The organism is Pseudoalteromonas sp. P1-7a (assembly GCF_001401855.1).
Lineage (GTDB): Bacteria > Pseudomonadota > Gammaproteobacteria > Enterobacterales > Alteromonadaceae > Pseudoalteromonas.
This window is the reverse complement of record NZ_LKDU01000026.1, coordinates 40,988-62,235: the sequence shown is the minus strand read 5'-3', so window position 1 is coordinate 62,235 and position 21,248 is coordinate 40,988. Positions and strand designations below refer to the sequence as shown.

At 40.6% G+C, this 21,248-nt stretch carries 24 protein-coding genes; 16 read left to right on the top strand and 8 right to left on the bottom strand.

Annotated elements, in window-relative coordinates:
• Nucleotides 1–90 precede the first annotated feature (90 nt).
• Nucleotides 91–891 carry a hypothetical protein gene (locus AN389_RS15110; protein WP_055014371.1) on the top strand — a complete coding sequence of 267 codons (801 nt, stop codon included), beginning with the start codon at nucleotides 91–93 and terminating at the stop codon, nucleotides 889–891.
• Here the strand turns inward: AN389_RS15110 and AN389_RS15105 are convergent.
• Entirely contained in the window at nucleotides 888–1,433 is a 546-nt protein-coding gene (locus AN389_RS15105) for a dienelactone hydrolase family protein (protein WP_055020165.1), read from the bottom strand. The two genes, AN389_RS15110 and AN389_RS15105, sit on opposite strands and share 4 nt — an antisense overlap.
• A gap of 369 nt (nucleotides 1,434–1,802) precedes the next feature.
• Between AN389_RS15105 and AN389_RS20570 the strand changes: the two genes are divergently transcribed.
• Both AN389_RS20570 and AN389_RS15100 read left to right on the top strand, forming a co-directional pair.
• Nucleotides 1,803–1,970, top strand: a complete 168-nt coding sequence (locus tag AN389_RS20570; RefSeq protein ID WP_024033460.1) for a hypothetical protein — start codon at nucleotides 1,803–1,805, stop codon at nucleotides 1,968–1,970.
• Nucleotides 1,971–2,101: 131 nt separating this feature from the next.
• Complete coding sequence (locus AN389_RS15100) at nucleotides 2,102–2,968, top strand: transporter substrate-binding domain-containing protein (RefSeq protein WP_055014373.1); 867 nt, start codon at nucleotides 2,102–2,104, stop codon at nucleotides 2,966–2,968.
• Between the two features lie 184 nt (nucleotides 2,969–3,152).
• On the opposite strand, the gene AN389_RS15095 is transcribed toward AN389_RS15100, so the two are convergent.
• Genes AN389_RS15095 through rnm form a run of 3 tightly spaced genes read right to left on the bottom strand, consistent with a single transcriptional unit; the run spans nucleotide 3,153 to nucleotide 5,475 of the window.
• Nucleotides 3,153–3,998, bottom strand: a complete 846-nt coding sequence (locus AN389_RS15095; protein ID WP_055014374.1) for a ScpA family protein — start codon at nucleotides 3,996–3,998, stop codon at nucleotides 3,153–3,155.
• Between the two features lie 5 nt (nucleotides 3,999–4,003).
• Complete coding sequence (locus AN389_RS15090; RefSeq protein ID WP_004586789.1) at nucleotides 4,004–4,624, bottom strand: L-threonylcarbamoyladenylate synthase; 621 nt, start codon at nucleotides 4,622–4,624, stop codon at nucleotides 4,004–4,006.
• Nucleotides 4,621–5,475 carry an RNase RNM gene (gene rnm / locus AN389_RS15085; RefSeq protein WP_055014375.1) on the bottom strand — a complete coding sequence of 285 codons (855 nt, stop codon included), beginning with the start codon at nucleotides 5,473–5,475 and terminating at the stop codon, nucleotides 4,621–4,623. Before rnm ends, AN389_RS15090 begins: the two co-directional genes overlap by 4 nt.
• 448 nt (nucleotides 5,476–5,923) lie before the next feature.
• On the opposite strand from rnm, the gene AN389_RS15080 reads away from it, so the two are divergent.
• From AN389_RS15080 to trpA, 6 genes are read left to right on the top strand one after another with little or no spacing between them, the layout of a single operon-like run.
• Nucleotides 5,924–7,492, top strand: a complete 1,569-nt coding sequence (locus AN389_RS15080) for an anthranilate synthase component 1 (RefSeq protein WP_055020164.1) — start codon at nucleotides 5,924–5,926, stop codon at nucleotides 7,490–7,492.
• A 1-nt stretch (nucleotide 7,493) separates the two neighbouring features.
• Nucleotides 7,494–8,096, top strand: coding sequence for an aminodeoxychorismate/anthranilate synthase component II (locus tag AN389_RS15075; RefSeq protein WP_055020163.1), 603 nt, complete (start codon nucleotides 7,494–7,496; stop codon nucleotides 8,094–8,096).
• An 11-nt stretch (nucleotides 8,097–8,107) separates the two neighbouring features.
• Entirely contained in the window at nucleotides 8,108–9,145 is a 1,038-nt protein-coding gene (trpD, locus tag AN389_RS15070; RefSeq protein WP_055020162.1) for an anthranilate phosphoribosyltransferase, read from the top strand.
• Complete coding sequence (gene trpCF, locus AN389_RS15065) at nucleotides 9,138–10,502, top strand: bifunctional indole-3-glycerol-phosphate synthase TrpC/phosphoribosylanthranilate isomerase TrpF (RefSeq protein ID WP_055020161.1); 1,365 nt, start codon at nucleotides 9,138–9,140, stop codon at nucleotides 10,500–10,502. Before trpD ends, trpCF begins: the two co-directional genes overlap by 8 nt.
• Nucleotides 10,503–10,509: 7 nt before the next feature.
• Nucleotides 10,510–11,694 carry a tryptophan synthase subunit beta gene (trpB, locus tag AN389_RS15060; protein WP_055020167.1) on the top strand — a complete coding sequence of 395 codons (1,185 nt, stop codon included), beginning with the start codon at nucleotides 10,510–10,512 and terminating at the stop codon, nucleotides 11,692–11,694.
• Entirely contained in the window at nucleotides 11,691–12,512 is an 822-nt protein-coding gene (gene trpA / locus AN389_RS15055; protein ID WP_055014380.1) for a tryptophan synthase subunit alpha, read from the top strand. The genes trpB and trpA overlap by 4 nt, the downstream gene beginning before the upstream one ends.
• Nucleotides 12,513–12,581: 69 nt before the next feature.
• On the opposite strand, the gene AN389_RS15050 is transcribed toward trpA, so the two are convergent.
• Together AN389_RS15050 and AN389_RS15045 are read right to left on the bottom strand one after the other, a co-directional pair.
• On the bottom strand, nucleotides 12,582–13,160 hold the full coding sequence (locus AN389_RS15050; protein WP_055020160.1) for a type 1 glutamine amidotransferase domain-containing protein: 579 nt from the start codon (nucleotides 13,158–13,160) through the stop codon (nucleotides 12,582–12,584).
• Nucleotides 13,161–13,553: 393 nt separating this feature from the next.
• Nucleotides 13,554–13,823, bottom strand: coding sequence for an HU family DNA-binding protein (locus AN389_RS15045; protein WP_055014382.1), 270 nt, complete (start codon nucleotides 13,821–13,823; stop codon nucleotides 13,554–13,556).
• Between the two features lie 172 nt (nucleotides 13,824–13,995).
• On the opposite strand from AN389_RS15045, the gene AN389_RS15040 reads away from it, so the two are divergent.
• On the top strand, nucleotides 13,996–14,571 hold the full coding sequence (locus AN389_RS15040) for an inner membrane-spanning protein YciB (RefSeq protein ID WP_055014383.1): 576 nt from the start codon (nucleotides 13,996–13,998) through the stop codon (nucleotides 14,569–14,571).
• Between the two features lie 67 nt (nucleotides 14,572–14,638).
• Complete coding sequence (locus tag AN389_RS15035) at nucleotides 14,639–15,280, top strand: CPBP family intramembrane glutamic endopeptidase (protein ID WP_055014384.1); 642 nt, start codon at nucleotides 14,639–14,641, stop codon at nucleotides 15,278–15,280.
• Nucleotides 15,281–15,341: 61 nt separating this feature from the next.
• Here the strand turns inward: AN389_RS15035 and AN389_RS15030 are convergent, their stop codons facing one another.
• Nucleotides 15,342–16,766, bottom strand: coding sequence for a sodium-dependent transporter (locus AN389_RS15030; protein WP_055014385.1), 1,425 nt, complete (start codon nucleotides 16,764–16,766; stop codon nucleotides 15,342–15,344).
• Between the two features lie 186 nt (nucleotides 16,767–16,952).
• On the opposite strand from AN389_RS15030, the gene AN389_RS15025 reads away from it, so the two are divergent.
• The 5 genes from AN389_RS15025 (at nucleotide 16,953) to AN389_RS15005 (ending at nucleotide 20,074) form a co-directional block, all read left to right on the top strand.
• On the top strand, nucleotides 16,953–17,255 hold the full coding sequence (locus AN389_RS15025; protein WP_055014415.1) for a YciI family protein: 303 nt from the start codon (nucleotides 16,953–16,955) through the stop codon (nucleotides 17,253–17,255).
• A gap of 155 nt (nucleotides 17,256–17,410) precedes the next feature.
• On the top strand, nucleotides 17,411–17,674 hold the full coding sequence (locus AN389_RS15020; protein WP_055014386.1) for a PepSY domain-containing protein: 264 nt from the start codon (nucleotides 17,411–17,413) through the stop codon (nucleotides 17,672–17,674).
• A 3-nt stretch (nucleotides 17,675–17,677) separates the two neighbouring features.
• Nucleotides 17,678–18,352 carry a response regulator transcription factor gene (locus AN389_RS15015; RefSeq protein WP_004586804.1) on the top strand — a complete coding sequence of 225 codons (675 nt, stop codon included), beginning with the start codon at nucleotides 17,678–17,680 and terminating at the stop codon, nucleotides 18,350–18,352.
• Nucleotides 18,346–19,683, top strand: coding sequence for an ATP-binding protein (locus tag AN389_RS15010; protein ID WP_055018715.1), 1,338 nt, complete (start codon nucleotides 18,346–18,348; stop codon nucleotides 19,681–19,683). Before AN389_RS15015 ends, AN389_RS15010 begins: the two co-directional genes overlap by 7 nt.
• Entirely contained in the window at nucleotides 19,670–20,074 is a 405-nt protein-coding gene (locus tag AN389_RS15005; RefSeq protein WP_055018714.1) for a hypothetical protein, read from the top strand. The genes AN389_RS15010 and AN389_RS15005 overlap by 14 nt, the downstream gene beginning before the upstream one ends.
• A gap of 99 nt (nucleotides 20,075–20,173) precedes the next feature.
• On the opposite strand, the gene AN389_RS15000 is transcribed toward AN389_RS15005, so the two are convergent.
• The gene (locus AN389_RS15000; protein ID WP_055018713.1) at nucleotides 20,174–21,208 is read right to left on the bottom strand and encodes an AI-2E family transporter; all 1,035 of its coding nucleotides are present in this window, start codon (nucleotides 21,206–21,208) and stop codon (nucleotides 20,174–20,176) included.
• Between the last annotated feature and the right edge of the window lie 40 nt (nucleotides 21,209–21,248).

The window sequence follows — 21,248 nt, the reverse complement described above, 5'->3', positions numbered from 1 at the left end:
AATTGATATTAGTTAAAAAAATAGCAAATTACATGTGCTTAATTAATTGAAAAGTGGGTCTTGTATAAAGCGCGTATTTAGGGGGTATAAATGAAGTATTTTTGGCTATTATTGTTAACCTACTCTTTGCAAGTCTCAGCGGTCGATGTGGTTATTCATAATTTAGACTCGCTTACGACTAAGGGCCAAAAAACAGTGGCTACTTGGATAAATCAAAGCCTTACAAAAACACAAAATACGTTAGGTCCATTACAACAAAGCGCCTTACCTATTTATTTAAAGCCACAATATTTTGCTTTTGAACCCGTGCCATGGGCAAGTGTAAAACGCGATAACCCAGATGGCTTAGAGCTGCATATTGACCGCTATGCAAGTTTAAATGCTTTTACAAAAGATTGGACGCTCTACCATGAGCTTTCACATTTATATCTACCATTGCTGCCTTACTCAGGCTTTTGGCTCAGCGAAGGGTTTGCTAGTTACATGCAAAACGTCATAATGCGCGACAGCGGTGTGATCAGCCAAGCGCAATTTGTTCAGCGCTTGAACGCAGGGTTTGAGCGAGCACGCTTACAGACCAAAACAAAACAGCAACCGCTTAATAAGCTTTCAAGTGATATGTGGAAACAGCGCGCACAACAGCGCGTATATTGGACAGGAGCTGCATTTTTTGCAGAGGCTGATTTAGCTCTTCAAAAGCAAGGTAAAAGCGTCGCTACTGTAATAAAGCAATACCAAAAATGCTGCAGAACTGCACGCGCGAGTGCCAAAACACTTATAAAAGATTTAGATAAGCTCTCGCGCAGTAGTATTTTTACCACCTTGTACGCACAATATAATACACGTATCGACTTTCCTGTTATTACTAAAACGCAGTTAAATTCACTTTAAAGGCTTTTAATAAGTGCGCAATATTCATCATACGCATTGCCATCGTAATTAGCTGAGTACGCATTCATAAACCCGTGTAAAAATGGTGTTTTGTTACACGTAACTTGGTTTTTACTGGCTAAAGCACTTATCACTTCATCTACATTAAAATGCTTTTCTGTATGTGGAAAAATAAACGTGCAAGGTACTTTTGCCGAAATATCTAAATGATTTCTAATTTGCGAAGGGTAAAAGCCGATCAGCTTTTTTAGGTGTGGATTGCCTGTTAATAACTGCGCACGCCATGCAGCACTTGCCCCTGCACTAAACCCTATGCACGTTGCGGGCTCTTTAAGGTTATTAAATACATTTAAAAGTTTTGCGGCATAATTATCATGACCACAGTCATTTATAAATTTATTATAATAATATTTTTCACTATCAATGAGTTGTAGCTGACCATTGTAGGGGTCTATGGCCACTGAAGTGACTTGTATATTATCTAATAACCGCTTGAAAGGTGCCGTTAAACCATAAATATCACTGACTATTATGTAATTCATACTTACCTTTTAAAGATTAAAATCCATGCGTTTAAGCAGTTGATAAAATTAAGTATAAATAATTTTTAAATAAATAGCTTGCACACATTTTTAATTTAGGTTACCTTTCCTCTCTGGTTTAAATAAACCATCGCGGTTAACCTTTTTACCCTGATCCAGTAAGCCCCGCAAAACGTATATTTTAAAGCTAAGTTATCGTACGGCGAGAACCCCTATTAATACCTTGATGATTTTTTTATATCATCGCAAAAGTGTCATAAAGATCGTCAACACTGTAATGAAGCTAAACACAACATCGTTAATTTATTAACTGCATTTGGCTATAAAAAATAGCGCAGAGTAAATAACAAGAATAAAGTGAGTTTTATTATGTCTTATAAATACAACGGATCTATGATCCAAATTGCCCATCCGGTGCAATCAATTTCTGTAAACAAACAACGTGTTATTTTTAGTGATACGCAAGGTTTGAAAAACGCAATGTTTCAAAAAGCAAGCGAAGCACGCGAATTTGTAAAATGGTTAAAAGCCAACTAATCATTGCGAGAAATTAACTGCCCAGACAGTTAATGTTAAAAAAATGTGCCAGCTTTGTAGCTGGCATTTTACTTTGTTGCACTTAATTGACTACAATAGCAATACTTTCGATGTTTTAGGTTGTTGTAGTAATGCTCCGTGCATTTTTGTGTATCACCTTTTATTTAAGTATTTCTTCACCGAGTTACGCCCACACTATTAACTGGCTAACGCACGACTTTGCGCCCTATTACATTTTAAATGGAAAATACCAACACCAGGGCCGTGATGAAAGCGTTATAACCTTACTCGAACAACAACTTCCTCACATCACGTTTAATCGCCTTGTTATCCCCTCTGGCAAAGTTACGCAAGAACTAGCCAATAAATCAGCCACACATTGCGCCCTATCACTTTATAAAAATGCATTTAGAGAACAATTTATTCATTTTAGCGAACAAAGTTCAACTACAGGGCTCTCACCCTCTATTGCTATGCACAAAGGCTTGGCAGACTCGCTTGAAGTGCCTAGCGATAAAGCGGTGTCATTGTATGATTTATTAGCAGAGAAAAAGCTCACGTTGGGTGTCTCTATGAACCGCTCATATGGCGAACAACTCGATAGTGTAATAAATAACACCCCCGATGTTGATATTGTTATTCGCCCAACACGAAATAGTTTAGCAAGCCTTACTTATATGCTTAATTTAAAGCGCTTAGATATTTTATTAGGCTACCCAAGCGAGCATCATTACTTAGCTAAATCTATGTACTTTGAAGAAAATCTCACTCAGCGAGCGATTGTTGAAGCGCCACCGTTGAGCTATGGCTATATTGGCTGCACTAAAAATGAACAAGGCGCTAAAAATATTCAACTATTAGATGAACAATTAAAAAAAATTAAGCAAACCGAGCAATACCACCAAGTCATGTTACGCTGGTTACCAGCGCATTTAAAACCCTTATTAGAATCAAGAATTCACGCTACAAAAAGCAAAAACGACGCGCCTAAATTATAATACCCCCTTAAGCGGCCGATTTTAAACTCATTTCGCCCTCAACATCAGCACGGTAGCCGCCTCATAGACCTTGCCCTTAGCTAGTTTACCTAATTCAAACGTAATGCGTTTAGTTACGCCATGTAAATTAAAGTTAGCCGATATTGTGTCTGTATCATCATCGGTAAATTTCACATTCATGCTTTTAAATGGTGCTGTTGGGTGTATCGGTGAGGTTTATATAAATTAGGCTATCAGGTGAGACTTGCAAACAGCTTATTAAACCTTCTTTTATAAGCTCAAGCATAGCAATAAAGCTCACCACTACACCGCTTCGGCCTTCACTAAGGGTGAATAAATCGCTAAACGGCAGTGCTTTTTTAGCGTTACTCAGCTGGGCTAAAATTTGGCTCATCCGCTCCCGTGTAGAGAGTGCTTCAGCTGTTACTTGGTGATGCTCAAATGTTTTGGCGCGCGCCATCACGTCGCTCAGTGCTAACATTAAATCTTTTAACTCAAGCTCTGGCAGGTTTTGAGCGGTATTTTCAATAACCGGCATAGTTGCATTAGCTACAAAAATATCACGGCCTACGCGGGGAATGGCATCTATATTTTCGGCTGCTTTTTTAAACTGTTCGTATTCTTTTAAACGCTTAATTAGCTCTGCGCGGGGGTCTTCCTCTTCTTCGAGCTCCTCGTGTACAGGTAATAACAGACGCGATTTTATTTGCGCCAATAACGCGGCCATTACTAAGTACTCACCGGCAAGCTCTAACTGAAACTCACTCATCATTTCTACATAACTGACATATTGCTCAGTAATGCTAAAAATAGAGAGTTCGAGTACATCTAACTTATGCTTTTTTATCAGATACAACAGTAAATCAAGCGGGCCTTCAAAGGTTTCCAAAATAACTTCAAGTGCATCGGGCGGAATGTATAAATCTTCGGGTTTATCTACAACGGCTTTGCCATGCAAAAAAGCCAGTGGCAGCTTTTGCTGCACTGGCTCGCTTTGAGTATTATCAACGCTCGGTGTTGTATCACTCACACAGGTTACTCAAACGGACTGGTGTCGCCACAGCCTACACGCAAAATATGAATATCATCTTCTGATAGATCAATAACCGTGGTTGCTTGCTCTGCAAGGTGTCCGCCGTCAATAATTAAATCGACGTGTTTATCTAAACGCGTTAAAATTTCATCTGGATCTGATTCTGTAAACTCTTCTCCCGGTAAAATTAACGAGCACGACATTAACGGCTCCCCAAGCTCTGCAAGTAATGCACATGCAATAGGGTGTTCTATAACGCGCATACCAATGGTTTTTTTCTTATCGTTTAATAAACGCTTTGGCACCTCTTTTGTGCCTTTAAAAATAAAGGTGTATGGTCCTGGCGTATTATTTTTAATAAGTCTAAACATTTGGTTATCTACACGGGCATACGTTGCAAGCTCAGACAAATCACGGCATACCAGCGTAAAGTTATGGTGTTTTTCTATACCACGGATACGCTCTATACGCTCTTTTGCTTGCTTATTACCGAGGTTACACCCTATGGCATAGCCCGAATCTGTTGGGTAAACAACAACTCCGCCCTGTTTTATAATATCAACCGCTTGGCTGATCAATCGTGGCTGTGGGTTTGCTGGGTGAATATGAATTAATTGACTCATGATAATGCTCCTTCTTGCCCTTCCCACACTTGCCAAACCCCTTGGCAGTCTTTGGGTAAGTATAAGTTTTTACCTAGCTCTAAATAACTAGTTGGAAAATGAAAGTCAGAACCTTGCGAGCACAGTAAACCATACTCTTGGCTCAGTTGCCCTAAAAATTGGCGTTCAGTGGGCGCTTGTTGTGGCTGTGCAACTTCCATGGCATCGCCCCCGTCACTTTTGTATTGCACAAGTAACTTACGTAACCATTTATTAGACATTTGATAACGCCCTGGGTGTGCAAGTACGGCCACGCCACCTGCAGCATGTATGGCACTAATGGCTGTTTGCATATCACACCAAGCACTAGGTACGTAACCTGTTTTACTGCGCCCTAAGTACTTTTTAAATACTCCAGGAAAATTTTTAGCCACCCCTCGCTCTATTAATGCACGCGCAAAATGAGCACGGGTAATTTGGGCGTTTTCTGCCAGCGCCTTGGCTTGCTCATAAATACCATCAAAGCCGTTTTTTGCCAGCCTTTTACCAATTTCAATCGCGCGCTCATCCCGCTTTTGCTGCTGCGCCAATAGTAACGATGTAAGGGCAGTGTTATTTATATCAATATTTAGCCCGACAATATGTATTTCAAAGCTTTCCCACTTGGTAGAAATTTCTACGCCAGATATAAGCTTAAGCGGTAGGTTTTGGGTTTCGATATACGCTTTTGCCGGCGCAATAGCAGCCACAGTGTCGTGATCGGTTATTGCAAACACATCAATGTTTTTTTCTACAGCCCGGTTTAATAATTGCTCAACCGTTAACTGCCCGTCTGAATGTGTTGTATGACTGTGTAAATCGTATTTTATCAAAAGGAAACTGCTTAAATTTAAGGGGAATGAATGTTTATATAAGTATAACAACTTTTTTGACTAAATTGTTTTAAATAAACACTTGACACAAAAGCGCTAAATACGTTTTACTGTAGCCACTTTAAGACACATTAAGAATTAAAAATAATGATCAATTCAATTCAACACACTATTTGGTGGTGGCACTCATAATTTTTGGGTGATGAATTGTCGTGTCTAGCAAAAATTCAAAACCCGCATAATGCGGGTTTTTTTATAACTAAATTTTACGTATTTAATTTTTTATTTTGAGGCAAAAAAACATGAATAACGGTCTTACTCTTACACATCGTTGGTGGTGGCGCCTGATATAGCGGGACGGTAATGATCTGTTTGTAATTTAGATATCGTTATTCAAACCCCGCACTGCCAAGGCATTGCGGGGTTTTATTTTTTGAGGGAATGAGGTTTGATTTTTAGTCATATAACTACCACACCAGGCGAAGTTACTAGCATAACGCAAGTACGCGACTACATTAGTAGCCCACTTGCACTTTATGCTTCACTTGATAAGCCTAACTCGCTACTGCTTGAATCAGCCGAAATTGATTCTAAAGACAGTGTTAAAAGCTTAATTTTAGTTGACTGTGCACTGCGCATTGTATGCCAAGGTAAAACCGTGACGCTAAGTGCTCAATCTAATAACGGAAAACAGTTACTGCCGTATTTAAGAGACAATGTACAAAGCTGCGATGCGACCTTAACCGACACCAACCTAACCCTTGTTTACAAAGGCTGCTCAAACGACATTGACGAGGCAAGTAAACTGGTTGCCGACAATGCATTTAGCGCGTTACGCACCTGTATAAACAGTATCAAAAGCACCACCGAAAACCCGTTTTCGGTATTTTTAGGTGGCGTATTTGCCTACGATATGGTGGCTAATTTTGAGCAGCTAAGCGACGTTCCCGATGGCGAAAACACCTGTCCAGACTACGTTTTTTACTTAGCCGAAACCTTAGTGGTTATCGATCATCAAAAGCAAACTACTGAGCTTATTGGTAATGTATTTAATGGCCCAGACGTACACGCTAATTGTTTTGAGGTAGGTAAAGAACTTGAACGATTAAATGCCTTATGTGACAAAGCTGAAGAATTTAGCGCCCCTATGCAAACAGGCACTTGCGATGTAAGTGTTGATATAAGCGATGAAACTTACTGCGAACAAGTAGTTAAGCTTAAAAAGAACATAGTTGATGGAGATATTTTTCAGGTTGTGCCTTCGCGTACATTTTCACTGCCCTGCCCTGATTCATTGCACGCATATAGCCAGCTTAAAAAGCAAAATCCAAGCCCTTATATGTTTTATATGCGCGATGAAGAATTTGCTTTATTTGGTGCCTCTCCTGAGTCGGCGCTTAAGTACGAAGTAAATAGCAAACAAGTTGAAGTTTACCCTATTGCCGGTACTCGTCCACGCGGAAAATTTGCCAATGGGGCAATCAACCCAGATTTAGACAGCCGTATTGAACTTGAACTAAGAAACGATCAAAAAGAGCGTGCTGAACATTTAATGTTGGTTGATTTAGCCCGTAACGATGTGGCACGCATAAGTGTAGCCGGTACGCGCCATGCAAAAGAGCTATTAAAAGTAGACCGCTATTCGCAAGTCATGCACTTGGTTTCTCGTGTGGTGGGCACATTAAAGCCAGAGCTTGATGCACTTCACGCTTACCAAGCGTGTATGAACATGGGCACGCTGGTAGGCGCTCCTAAGGTGCGTGCCGCCGAACTTGTACGCCAAACCGAAGGCAAACGCCGTGGCAGCTACGGGGGCGCGGTAGGTTATTTAACCGGCGATGGTGCAATGGATAGCTGCATTGTTATTCGCTCAGCGTTTGTAAAAAATAATACCGCCTATGTACAAGCAGGTGCTGGCGTTGTGTACGACTCTGATCCGCAAGCCGAAGCGAACGAAACCCGCGCTAAAGCCCAAGCGGTGATCACCGCCATAAAATCAACTTATAAGGCGGTATAAAATGAGTACAGCAAACCCAATGAAAATATACTTTTTAGATAACTTTGATTCGTTTAGCTACAACCTTGTTGATGAACTAACCATGCTGGGCTGTGAGCTTGTGGTATACAGAAATAATATAAGCGCAGAGGTTATTTTTAATAAAATGCGCCAAGAGAAAGGGCAAGTATTATTAGTGCTTTCGCCAGGGCCTGGGGCACCAAGTGATGCAGGTTGCTTAATGGAATTAATCGAACTGGCTAAAGGTCACTTCCCCATGCTGGGCATTTGTCTTGGGCAACAGGCACTTACCCAAAGTTACGGTGGAGTAATCGGCCACGCGGGCGAAACCGTACATGGTAAGTCATCAATCATTAATTTAAACCCGCACCCGGTGTTTGAAGGAATAGGCAATACCATGCCTGTAGCGCGATACCATTCATTAATGGCAACCAAAGTACCTGAAAATATAGAGGTAATTGCACAATTTGACGATATTCCTATGGCCATATATCACCACGACGATAAAGCATTAGGTTATCAATTTCATCCTGAGTCAATACTGACGCCAAATGGTGCAATGCTACTTCAACAAAGCGTTGCGTACTTAACGCGCACCAACTAATAGAGGACATTATGAGTACACAAACAAAAGAGACCATAAATGTTCAATACGCTATTGAGCAACTTATTCAAGGCAAGTCGTTAAACTATGCCCAGTCAAACGCATTATTTAACCAAATAATGCAAGGTAACATGAGCGAAATAGAGCTCACAGCATTGTTAATTAGCCTTAAAATGAAAGGCGAAGTAAGCGATGAAATTGCTGGTGCTGCTGCGTCAATGCGTCAAAACGCAGTGGCGTTTAAAACCTCAAGTACGCAACTTGCCGATAGCTGTGGCACCGGGGGCGATGGCTCAAACACAATTAATATTAGTACTACCGCGGCTATTGTTGCCGCTGCCGCAGGTATTAATGTGGTAAAACATGGTAATCGTAGCGTATCGAGTAACTCGGGCTCTGCTGATTTATTAAAAGCATTGGGTATTAATATTGATATGAGCCCAGCACAGGCTGCACACTGCCTTGAGCAAACACATTTTACCTTTTTGTTTGCCCCGCATTATCACAGTGGTGTGCGCCATGCGATGGGCGTACGCACTGCACTGAAAACACGGACTATTTTTAATATTTTGGGCCCACTTGCTAACCCTGCTGCACCACAAGTGCAATTACTGGGTGTTTACGATGAGTCTTTATGTATGCCAATGGCACAAACACTTAAAACATTAGGCACTCAGCGCGCAATGATAGTGCATGGTTCTGGCACTGACGAAATAGCCCTGCACGGCCCAACCAATGTAGTTGAGCTAAACAATGGCGAAATAACCCAGTACACATTAAACCCAAGCGACTTTGACCTTGCAAACTATTCACTTGAACAACTAGCCGGTGAAGGCCCACAATACAACGCAAATGCAAGCCTTGCTATTTTACAAGGTAAAGGCAGTGATGCGCACAATGCTGCAATCGCGGTCAATGTGGCTGCACTTTTATACCTAAGCGGTAAAGTACAGTCATTAAAAGAAGGCGCACAACAGGTACACACATTACTCAGTTCAGGCAAAGCCATGAACACATTAAATGCAATTATTGAGGTAAGTCATGGCTAATGTATTAGACAAAATTGTTGCTGATAAAAAACAAGAACTCATAGAGCGCAAAGCCACGCGCCCTCTAGAGAGCTTTAAACACCTAGCAGTGCCAACTAGCCGCAGCTTTTATGAAGCGCTGGCAAAGCCGGGAACGCAATTTATTTTAGAATGTAAAAAGGCATCGCCTTCAAAGGGGCTAATAAGAGAGCCGTTTGATTTAACTGAGATCACCTCTGTTTATAAAAAATACGCTACCTGCATGAGCGTACTGACTGATGCTAAATACTTTCAAGGTAGCTTTGATTATTTAGAATTTGTACGTAGCCAAGTCGAGCAACCTCTTATTTGTAAAGACTTTTTTATAGACGAATACCAAGTGTACATGGCACGTATTTATGGCGGCGATGCTATTTTATTAATGCTCTCAGTGCTTGATGATGAGCAATATAAAGCACTACATGCAGTCGCCGACTCGCTTAAGATGTCGGTATTAACCGAGGTCAGTAACGAAGAAGAAGTGCACCGCGCCCTTGCACTTGATGCACAAATTATTGGTATTAATAACCGTAACCTTCGCGATTTAAGCACGGATTTAGCCACCACCGAAAAATTACGTAAACTCATCCCTGCAGATAAAGTGGTTATTTCCGAGTCAGGCATTTATACCCACCAAGATGTTAAACGTTTAGCGCCGTTATGCGATGGCTTTTTAATTGGCAGCTCTTTAATGGCTGAGCGCGATTTAGAGCAAGCCTGCAAAAAAGTAATTTTAGGTGATAACAAAGTGTGCGGTTTAACCCGAACACAAGACGTTCAAGCCGCTTATAACAATGGAGCTATCTACGGTGGGCTCATTTTTTATCCTAAATCACCTCGTTATGTTGACTTAGATTGCGCTATTGAACTAAGCCAAAGTGCACCACTTAAATTTGTGGGCGTGTTTGTTAATGCAAGCACGCAGCAAGTGGTACAATACGCGCACGAACTAAAACTGGCCGCAGTACAATTACACGGTCAAGAAACTGACGATTACATTACAGCACTGCGTACACAGTTACCTAAAGGGTGTGAAATTTGGAAAGCACAGGCAATTAAAGATACATTGCCAGCCCCCGTAAAAGGCGTAGACCGCCACCTATACGATACACACAGCGATACACAAGCCGGTGGGACAGGTAAAGCATTTGATTGGGCGGTACTGCAAGATGCAACAACCCCCTTTATGCTAGCGGGTGGCTTAAATCCAGACAATATAAAAGACGCACTTTCTCAAGGTGCCCTGGGCCTTGATCTAAATTCAGGCGTTGAAGAATCTGCGGGTAAAAAGTGCCCTATCAAATTACAAAATGCTTTTACAAGCATCAGAAATTATTGAGGTTATAATGCAAAATCCAGCTTATTTTGGCGAGTTTGGCGGTATGTTTGTACCTGAGCTACTTGTCCCTGCGCTTAAGCAGTTAGAAAACGAATTTAACAAAGCACAAAAAGACCCTGAGTTTCAGGCTGAGTTTACAAAGCTATTAAACGAGTATGCCGGTCGCCCTACGCCGCTCACATTAACGCGTAATTTAATTAAAAACCCTAAGGTAAAACTTTACCTTAAGCGCGAAGATTTATTACACGGCGGCGCACACAAAACCAACCAAGTTCTTGGTCAAGCATTGCTAACTAAGCGTATGGGTAAAAAAGAAGTTATTGCCGAAACAGGTGCGGGTCAACATGGCGTGGCAACAGCGCTTGCCTGTGCATTACTTGGCTTAAAATGCCGCATTTATATGGGGGCTAAAGATGTTGAGCGCCAGCAGCCTAACGTATTTAGAATGAAATTAATGGGCGCAGAGGTTATTCCGGTAACAGCCGGCTCTGGCACATTAAAAGATGCAGTAAACGAAGCGCTACGCGACTGGTCTGCAAACTACCAAGACGCTCACTACTTACTTGGTACCGCAGCGGGTCCTCACCCATTCCCAACAATTGTACGAGAGTATCAAAAAGTGATTGGTGAAGAAGCTAAACAACAAGTACTAAAAGCAGAAGGTCGCTTACCAGATGCCGTACTTGCGTGTGTTGGCGGTGGCTCTAATGCCATTGGTATGTTTACTGACTTTATAGACGAGCCAAGTGTCAAACTTATTGGTGTGGAGCCTGCGGGTAAAGGGTTAGATACCCACGAGCACGGCGCTACAATTTGTAAAGGCACTAAAGGTATACTGCACGGTACCTATACGTACATTATGCAAAATAATGATGGTCAAATAGAAGAGTCATACTCAGTATCTGCCGGTCTTGATTACCCAGCAGTTGGCCCACAGCATGCGTTTTTACACGAAACAGGCCGTGCTGAATATGTCGGTATTACCGATACAGAAGCACTTGATGCATTCCAAGCACTTGCTAAAAACGAAGGTATTATTCCAGCTTTAGAATCAAGCCATGCCCTTGCTTATGCGCTTAAATACGCCGAAGAACAAACAGAAGAAAGCATTTTAGTGGTTAACTTAAGTGGCCGTGGCGATAAAGATTTAACCCACGTACACAGTGTTTTATCACAAGGAGGTCAACTATGAGCCAGTTAAATACAGATCGTTACGGTAAAACTTTTGCTGCACTTAATGAACAAAAACAAGGTGCATTTGTGCCATTTGTGACCATTGGTGACCCAGGTAAAGAGCAAAGTATTGCGATTATTAAAAGCCTAATTGACGGTGGCGCTGATGCACTAGAGCTTGGTATTCCGTTTTCGGACCCAATCGCTGATGGCCCTGTTATTCAAGCCGCTAATATTCGCGCGTTAGATGTAAACATTAACACGCAAGATTGCTTTGATATTATTAAAGAAATACGCGATTACAATGCAGATATTCCTATTGGTTTATTACTGTATTCAAACCTTGTGTTTAAGCGCGGATTAGAAACATTTTATAAAGATGCTAAAGCAGCTGGCGTAGATTCTATTTTAGTTGCAGATGTACCACTGCACGAGTCTAAAATGTTTAGAAAAGCAGCCATGGCAAATGGTATAGACCCTATATTTATTGCCACACCTAATGCCGATGACGATACCCTGCGCCAATGTGCATCTTATGGCCGTGGTTACACGTATTTATTATCGCGTGCGGGTGTTACCGGTACCGATACAAAAGCGCAAATGCCAGCAGGCAATATTGTTACTAAATTAACAGAATACCATGCAGCCCCTGCTTTATTAGGCTTTGGTATTTCTACACCCGATGATGTAAAAGCCGCTTTAAAAGCAGGCGCAGCAGGTGCTATTTCAGGCTCAGCCGTGGTTAAGATTATTGAAGCAAACCTTAATGATTTAGACGCGATGACCGCACAGTTAAAAGCGTTTGTAGCTGATATGAAAGCGGCAACCACATTGTAAAATGCTTACAATTTACGCATAAAAAAGGGCATTTTAAATGCCCTTTTTTTAAAACCTAACTTAGCAAGCTTAGTGAGCTTGATGTTTACCTTCTAAAATTTCTTCAATAAATTTTGCATTAAATGCTTCTAAATCTGCTGGGCTGCGGCTTGTTACTAACCCTTGGTCTACACTCACCTCTTCATCAACCCAGTTTGCACCCGCATTGATTAAATCACTTTTAATGCTCGGGAATGATGTAACGGTACGGTCGCGTAATTTATTAATCTCGGCAAGTAACCAAGGTGCATGACAAATAGCTGCAACAGGTTTATTTTTCTCAGCGCCAAAAAAACCGTCTATAAACGCTTTTGCGTGCTTATCTTGGCGTAACGTATCTGGGTTAAATAAGCCACCTGGCAGCATAAGCGCATCGTAATCGCTGGCACTGGCATTTGTAACAAGTTTATCTACGCTTACCTTGTCGCCCCATTTATCTTCGTCCCAACCGGTGATTTCACCCTCTTTTACCGACACAATATCGATATCAGCGCCAGCATTTAGTAAAGCATCACGTGGAGATAATAGCTCACTTTGCTCAAAGCCATCAGTGGCTAAAATAGCAATTTTTTTACCTTGTAATCGTGTGCTTGATTGTAATGTAGACATAGAGATCTCCTTATTGCGTTAAATAAAATGTTTTAATCATCCTATTAAAAGCATAAGCAATGCCAAACTTAAGGTACTGAAAATTATGAATAATGTAAATTCAAGCTGTCAAAGCTATGTAAATCATTTAGAGGGTTTGAATAATCTACATAGCTTAATTTAAAAGTGCATATAAAAAACAACACACAAGCTTTGCTTATAAGATGAAGTAGTTAGGCATTAACTAAAAACTGGGTATTTATTTTGTAGACGCACCCTATTAGCGGGATGCGCCGAACTATAATTTTGTGATTAATAGCGCTAACTAAACCTAAAAAGGTAACTGGGCTATTAGCAAGTATGGGTTGCAGGCACTAGTCGCTGGTACTGGTACAGGTCTATGCAAGTTGCTACTTAAAGGCGATCTTTTAATGCTTTAGCAGGTTTGAATACAGCCTTGTTAGCGCCTTCTATTTCAATACTTTCGCCTGTTTGAGGATTTCGCCCAGTACGTGCTGGGTAGTAGCTTAATGCAAATGTACCAAATCCACTTATTTGTACTTGGTCGCCCTCAGATAACGATTTAGTGATTACTTTTTGTAAACTTGTAAGTGCTGCTTGTGTGTCTTTTTTTGTAAGCTCACTGCTTTTTGCCATTTTGGCAACAAGTTGTGCTTTGTTCATTGTAGGCTCCTAAATGCACACTTAATCAGTATTGGTTAAGCGTGGGGATATGATGATGAATAAATAAAGCCACGCAGGCTAAGGCTTACAGGGCAACAAGTCAACCTTGTAGTTGCCTAGTGTTATGTGGTAAAAACTTCTCTGACTTCTTTTTGTATAATTTAGGTAGTATATGCACGCATTGATTGAATACATCCCGCTAATATTATTTTTTGCGGTATTTAAATTAGTTGATATTTATTGGGCAACCGGCCTTTTAATGGTCACTACGCTTATTCAAGTTGCGTATAGCTACTTTAAGCACCGCCATGTACCTACTCGCCAATGGTTATTTTTTGCTATTGCAGCGGTATTTGGCACATTAACCTTAGTACTCCACGATGAACAATATATAAAATGGAAAGCCACGCTAATTTACGCCGGCTTAAGCCTCACCTTATTAATTAGCCGCTACGTGCTGAATAAAAATCTTGTTAAAAAAGCTCTTAGCTCAATCCTCGAAAACGCTAACGACTCTAAACAGGCGATTGAAGTGCCAGAACCTGTGTGGAATAAACTTAACTTAATGTGGATTACCATAACCGCAAGTATTGCGGTGCTGAATATTTACATTGCGTATAATTTCTCACTCGATTTTTGGGTTAACTTTAAAGTGTTTGGCTTAATGGCCATTACCTTTGTGAGTATTTTGATCACTATTTTTGCTTTGTATAAGTACTTCCCTGATGAAGAGGAACCTGCAAAGTAAAACATCTTCGTCATAAAAATGTCGTCTTTGCTTGATAGCGTGTAAAAAAAATCAATCAGAGACGACCTTGAACGCCAATCAATACCGCTGGTTTGAATTTACCCTCATATTTGTTTTATTGCCTTTAATAGGCTTTACCCTTCGTAGTTACCTAGCTAACTGGCTTATACCCGCACTGATTGTTTTAATGACCGTGTGCTGCATGTTATTACTGAACGACCCCCACTTTAAGCGATTTAGACTCACAAGCCTGGGGCAGTTTTCTGCAGTAAAGCGGCGTTTATTTAGTTTCTTTTTTTTAGGCGCGCTTTTCTCAGGCGTGTTTTACGGCATTATTCATCAAGAAAACTGGTTTAATATGCCGCTGCACTCATTTTATAACTGGTTACTTTTACTACTCCTATACCCGCTGCTATCGGTATTACCACAAGAGCTAATTTTCAGAACCTACTTTTTTCATCGCTATAAACGCATTATGCCCAAAAAAAGAGTGCGTATAGTGGTAAGCGCAGTAGTGTTTGCCCTTGCCCATATTGTGTATGCTAATTGGGTGGCTGTAGGCTTAGCATTTTTAGGCGGGTTATTATTCTCGTTTACCTATGCGCAAAGCCGCTCAACCATAGTGTGTGTTATTGAGCATAGTTTATGGGGCTTGTGGATGTTTACACTGGGGATTGGCAGTTCTCTAGACTCAGGGGCTATAAGCTAAGCCGCTATTTTCAACAACAAAAAAAGCCGCGTTAATACGCGGCTTTTGGCAATTTTTTAGCCTAAAATCCAAATAACTTAAAGGCAAAAAACTTAGTCGCTACTGTGTTTATAAATATGGCTAATAAAATAACCGGAATAAACGTAGAAAGCGAAAAGTTAACGTATTTTTCCATAAAGCTGCCGGCGTAATTTGGTGAGCCTTGGCTTAACTCATCTGTTAGGCGCGCTTTTTTCCAACGATACATAACAAATAAACACACCATTAAACCATTAAATGGCAATATAGTGTCGTAAAATACATCATAAACAATATCAAAAAAGCTTTTATTACCGCTGCCGTAACTCGTAAACGACGTTAGGCTATCAACCATGCCAAACGACATAGTACATAATATAGTTAATACACCTGTAGCTAGCGTTAAAATACCTAAGGCTTTTTTACGGCTTATCCCTTTACGGTCACTTAGGGTTGCTGTAGGTACTTCTACAATTGATACAAGCGAGGTAATCGCAGCAAAAAACACTAATAAAAAGAACGAAAACGCCACGGCTGATGCACCAAAATAACCAATGTCATTTTGTAGTGCTAATAAAATTTTAGGTAAGTATACAAATATCATCGATACAGACGAATCAGAAAGTGCCGCTGGGTCAGTACTTGGATCAAAACTAAATATTGCCGGTAGCACCATTAAACCAGCTACAAATGCCACTAATGAGTCGGTAATAGCGACCATTTTTGCACTGCCAACAATGTCATCTTTTTTAGATATGTAAGAGGCGTACGTCATTAAAATACCCATACCTAACGATAATGAGAAAAACGCTTGGCTTAGTGCACCATTAAGGACGCTGGCGCTCATTTTAGAAAAATCAGGAATAACATAATATTTAACACCCGCCATGGCGTTATCAAGCGTTAATACATACGCAACAAGGGCAAGCAACATAACAAATAAAGCCGGCATTAAAAACTTAGCGGCTTTTTCTATGCCTTGTTTAACCCCACCCAATAAAATAAGGTTAACAATAATAACTACCACAGCCATGTAGCCAAAAACAGTGTAGCTATTTATAAAACTGCCAAAATGATTCGGATCGGCCAGTGCATCTAAATTACCCATGGCAGTTTGGCTTAAGTAACCAAAGATCCACACGGTAATAACCATGTAAAATACGGCAATCATAAACGGCGTTAATACTGCCAAAAAGCCAGCAAACTTCCATTTTTTATCGTTATTTGCCAGCGCTTTGTAAGAACCTAGTGGATCTTTTTGCGCGTTACGACCCATAGCCATTTCAGCCATCATGACCGGTAAACAAATAAAAGCAACAAACAAAGCGTATACAAGTAAAAATGCACCACCACCATTTTTAGTTGCTGAAACAGGAAAACCTACTAAGTTGCCAATACCTACTGCCGAACCTGCTGCAGCCAGTATAAAGCCAAGACGGGAGCTAAAGTGCTCTCTATTATTGCTCATGTATTAACCTTGTTATTTTTAAGTTATTCAAGCGACTCTACCAGTGTTGTGCCGCGCTTTTCAAGCAATTACCCACTAAAAATAATTAATAACTGTAAACCTAGCTTTAACGGTAATTTGTTCACCAACTATCAACGTTGTGCTAGTATTTGCGTTATTAAACTTAACATTTTTTTGAGAATGACTATGTTGTACATGATTTACTCAACCGACGTTGAAAACAGCTTACCGCTAAGAAAAGAAGCCCGCCCCGCCCACTTAGCACGCCTAAGCGAACTTGAATCTCAAAACCGTTTATTTGTTGCCGGCCCACTACCAGCAATTGATAGTGAAGACCCGCAAGATGCTGGATTTACAGGCTCATTGGTCATTGCCGAATTTGAATCTCTTGAAAAAGCACGTGAATGGGCAGCAGCAGATCCCTACGTTGCAGCCGGCGTTTACGCAAACACCGTTGTAAAACCATATAAAAAAGTATTACCGGCGTAACGAACTCCCTGAATTTAAAACGTTATTTAATTCAGGGTTGGTTCACTGCTAATTAATTAAGCTGGCGGATGTAAAAGCGCATATTGGACGTTTTTACTTGAGTTTTAGTAGCTTAGTTAATTAGAATAGCTGGGTTTGATCTAGGAGTTCCCGTCATGCGTGTATTATTAACCCTTGGTTTAATTGCCTGTATTAGCGTCAGTGGCGCCGTACACGCAAATACAACTGCTATTAAAGCAGTTAAAAAAACTGAGATCAGCAAAAAGAAAGCCGTAATACTTGCAAAAGAAGAAACTGACGGTAAAACCTTAAAAATTACAGAACAAGCAAAATTTTATACTGTACGTATACTCAAATCTGACGGCCACGTCGTTGATTTACATATAAATAAAAAAACCGGCGAAGTGAAAAAGGATTAGCAAATGCGAATTTTAGTTATAGAAGATGATTTACACTTAGCAGACAACCTACGTAATGCTTTAGAGAAAGAACGTTACAGTGTTGATTTATGTCACGATGGCGAAGCTGGCCTATTCCATATTACAGAATACCCGCTAGATATGGCGGTGGTTGATTTAGGCTTACCAAAAATTGACGGTATTGAGCTAATCAATAAAGCACGTGCACAGGGCGTGACTATTCCTATTTTAATCTTAACGGCGCGCGATCGCTGGCAAGACAAAGTTGAAGGCCTAGATGCAGGTGCTGACGACTACTTAACCAAACCGTTCCATGTTGAAGAATTAATTGCGCGTTGTAACGCACTTATTCGCCGCAGTGCGGGTAAAGCAAATCCAGAAATGACAGCGGGTCCAATTAAAATTCATACTCGCTCGCAACAAGTATGGGTTAACGACAAAGAACTTAGCCTTACAGCCTATGAGTACAAAGTACTTGAGTATTTAATGGTTAACCCGCAAAAAGTAATTTCAAAATCAGAACTTACTGAGCACATTTACGACCAAGATTTCGATCTTGATTCTAACGTTATCGAAGTATTTGTACTTCGTCTGCGTAAAAAATTAGACCCTGAAGGCACATTAAACCCAGTAGAAACACTACGTGGGCGTGGTTACAGGCTTAAAAGTCAGTGGTAGCATCGCAAATATCGCTTAAAATAAGGCAAGGATTTATCCTTGTCTTTGTTTTATTGGTGGCACTGCCTATTTTGTTTTACTCGATTGGGAAAGCGTATTACGCCTCATTAGTCGAAACCACCGAAAAAAATCTAGAAGCCCACTTATACTCCCTTATTTCTGAAGTCGACTTTACTGAGCGCGGCATTATTATGCCCAGCACAATTTTAACGCCTGAGCTTAATAACTTAAATTCAGATACCTACGCAATGATTTACCGCGATGATGTACCTGTGTGGCACTCAGAGTCTGCAGTAAACGTGAACTTTAAACCCGAGTACATAGAGCCTAAAGCAGGTGCAGCCGACTTTAGACGCGTGGTTTATAACAATGCGGTTTATTGGCAATTAAGCCTAACGGTCATTTTAAATAATATTGATCAATCTGAGCAGGCACGTTTTATATTACTCAAACGAAACGATGCATTGCTAAGGTTAATGGATGGCTTTAAGCAAACCTTAGTCGATTGGATGTTTATAATGGGTATTGCGATTGCCGGTTTAATGGCAATTGGGTTTATTTGGAGCGGCCGACCATTACAACGTCTTGATAAAGAAATAAAAGCCATTGAGTCGGGCGATATTCAAGAGATTAAAGGCTTATACCCTGTAGAGCTGCAAACGATCAAATCAGATTTAAATCTACTGCTAGAATCACAGCAGCGTCAAAAAGAGCGCTACAGAGCCTCTTTAAGTGACCTAGCACATGCATTAAAAACCCCCCTTGCTGTATTAAAATCAAGCCCGCTTGCTAATGATGCCGATGCCCAAGAGCAACTTGATAGAATTAATGTGATGATCGAGCATCAGTTAAAGCGTGCCGCTACTGGCGCCTCAGATACATGGAAAAAACAAACCCCAGTTAAACCTGTTATTGACTCTATTTTAAGTGCAATGGCTAAGGTATACCGCGATAAAGACATTATATTTAATTGCACCGTGACCGATAAAGATTACTTTTTAGGTGACCAAACAGATTTAATGGAATTACTGGGTAATTTAATTGATAACGCCTGTAAAGCGTGTCGCTCGCAAGTAGAAATACAAGTCATTCAAAGTAAAACACTGTGCATAGGCATTAGTGACGATGGACCTGGTGTACCCGAGGATAAGCGCGAGTCTTTATTAACCCGTGGTACCCGCCTTGATACTTACGAAAGCGGCCACGGTGTAGGTATGGCGATAGTCTCTGACTTGGTTAAATCTTATAACGGGCACTTAACCATTAATAAGTCTGATACCTTGGGCGGCGCACAATTTATTTTAGAGTTTAATTACAATGATAAAAAATAGCCTTCTAATCACACTTGCAAGCCTATTAGCTTTAAGTGGCAATGCCAACGCACAAGCTCAGTGCACGCTTGCGCAAAACGCAACGCCAAGTCAAACCAAACGTTACACGCAGTGTTTAGACACGCAAATAAATCAGGCTAAGTACAATCAAGGGACATGGATTCAAAAACGTAAATATGAACTCACTAAACTAGAAGAACAAAGCGGAAACACGCAAATACTGATGCTATTTAAACGCAGCGTGGACAACCACCAAAAGTATATTGAATCAAGTTGCCAATGGCGCTATTTATTAAAGCTACCTAATGCCAGCCAAGCTGCTATTGATTACAAATTATGTGAACTTGCGCTTATTGAACAGTTTACGCAAGTACTTAAGAAACCACTTTAATAAGGGGTATCCCCCATAAAAAAGCGATTAATACTGCGTATTAATCGCTTTTTTAGATTTATCAAACACGTCATTTTAAGCTATGGAAACAATTAGATATTATTTTTCGTCTATCGACTGACCTGTACCAAGTAGCGTGGCGACCCACCGCCCTTCATCACTTGCCTCAAGAGCTATTTTAACAATCATAGTTAGCGGTACTGATAGCAACATACCTACAGTCCCCAATAACCAGCCCCAAAATATTAACGACAAAAACACCACTAAGGTAGAAAGCCCAAGCCCTTTACCCATAAATTTAGGCTCTACAATGTTACCCATTACCGTATTAATAATTAGATACCCTGCGCCTACGAGGCCTGCAGTTAGGGGGCCTTGTGTGATAAGTGCTAACAATACGGCGGGTACTGCGGCAATAATAGAGCCTATGTTAGGAATATAGTTAAACATAAAGGCTAAAACTCCCCACAACACAAAGTAGTCAACATCTAAAATCCATAAATACAGCGCAGCAATCACACCGGTGCCTAAACTCACCAATGTTTTAATGGCTAAATATGAATTAATAGAAGCCAAAAAGCGGTCTATTTGCTCCATTTTTCTATCTGGGTCGGCAAGTGCCATGTGGATTTTTTTGCTAAGCGTAGGGCCTTCAAATAGCATAAATACAACAGTTAAAATAATCAGGAACATATTTGCCATTACGCCACCTAAGCCGGTAAGCATATTAGTGGCTACATCGACCATTTTACCTGGGTCAAACATAGAGAGAATTTGATCTCTGTCGATTAAAATGTTGTATTGCGATGCAAGATCGACCAACCATACAAACTCTTCTTTTAACTGGGCTTTATACTCTGGAAGTTGCTGAGAAAAGTCGTTAACTGATTGTCCTACCAAGCCACCTAAACTTACACCTAAGCCGACAATTATAAGCACCACAATAACTACAGAAACCCCTTTGGGGATACGATATCGGCCAAAGAATTTAATCAGCGGATTACATACAATGGCAATAAACGCTGCCAAAATAAAGGGGATAATAATAACACTTGCGGCCTTAATACCGGCTAATACAACCACCAGTGCGGCAAATATTATTAAACTTTTATTTACGCCAGTTAAACTTGCCAACGCGCCAATCCTTTTCTTATGAAATTCGCTTTAGTGTAAG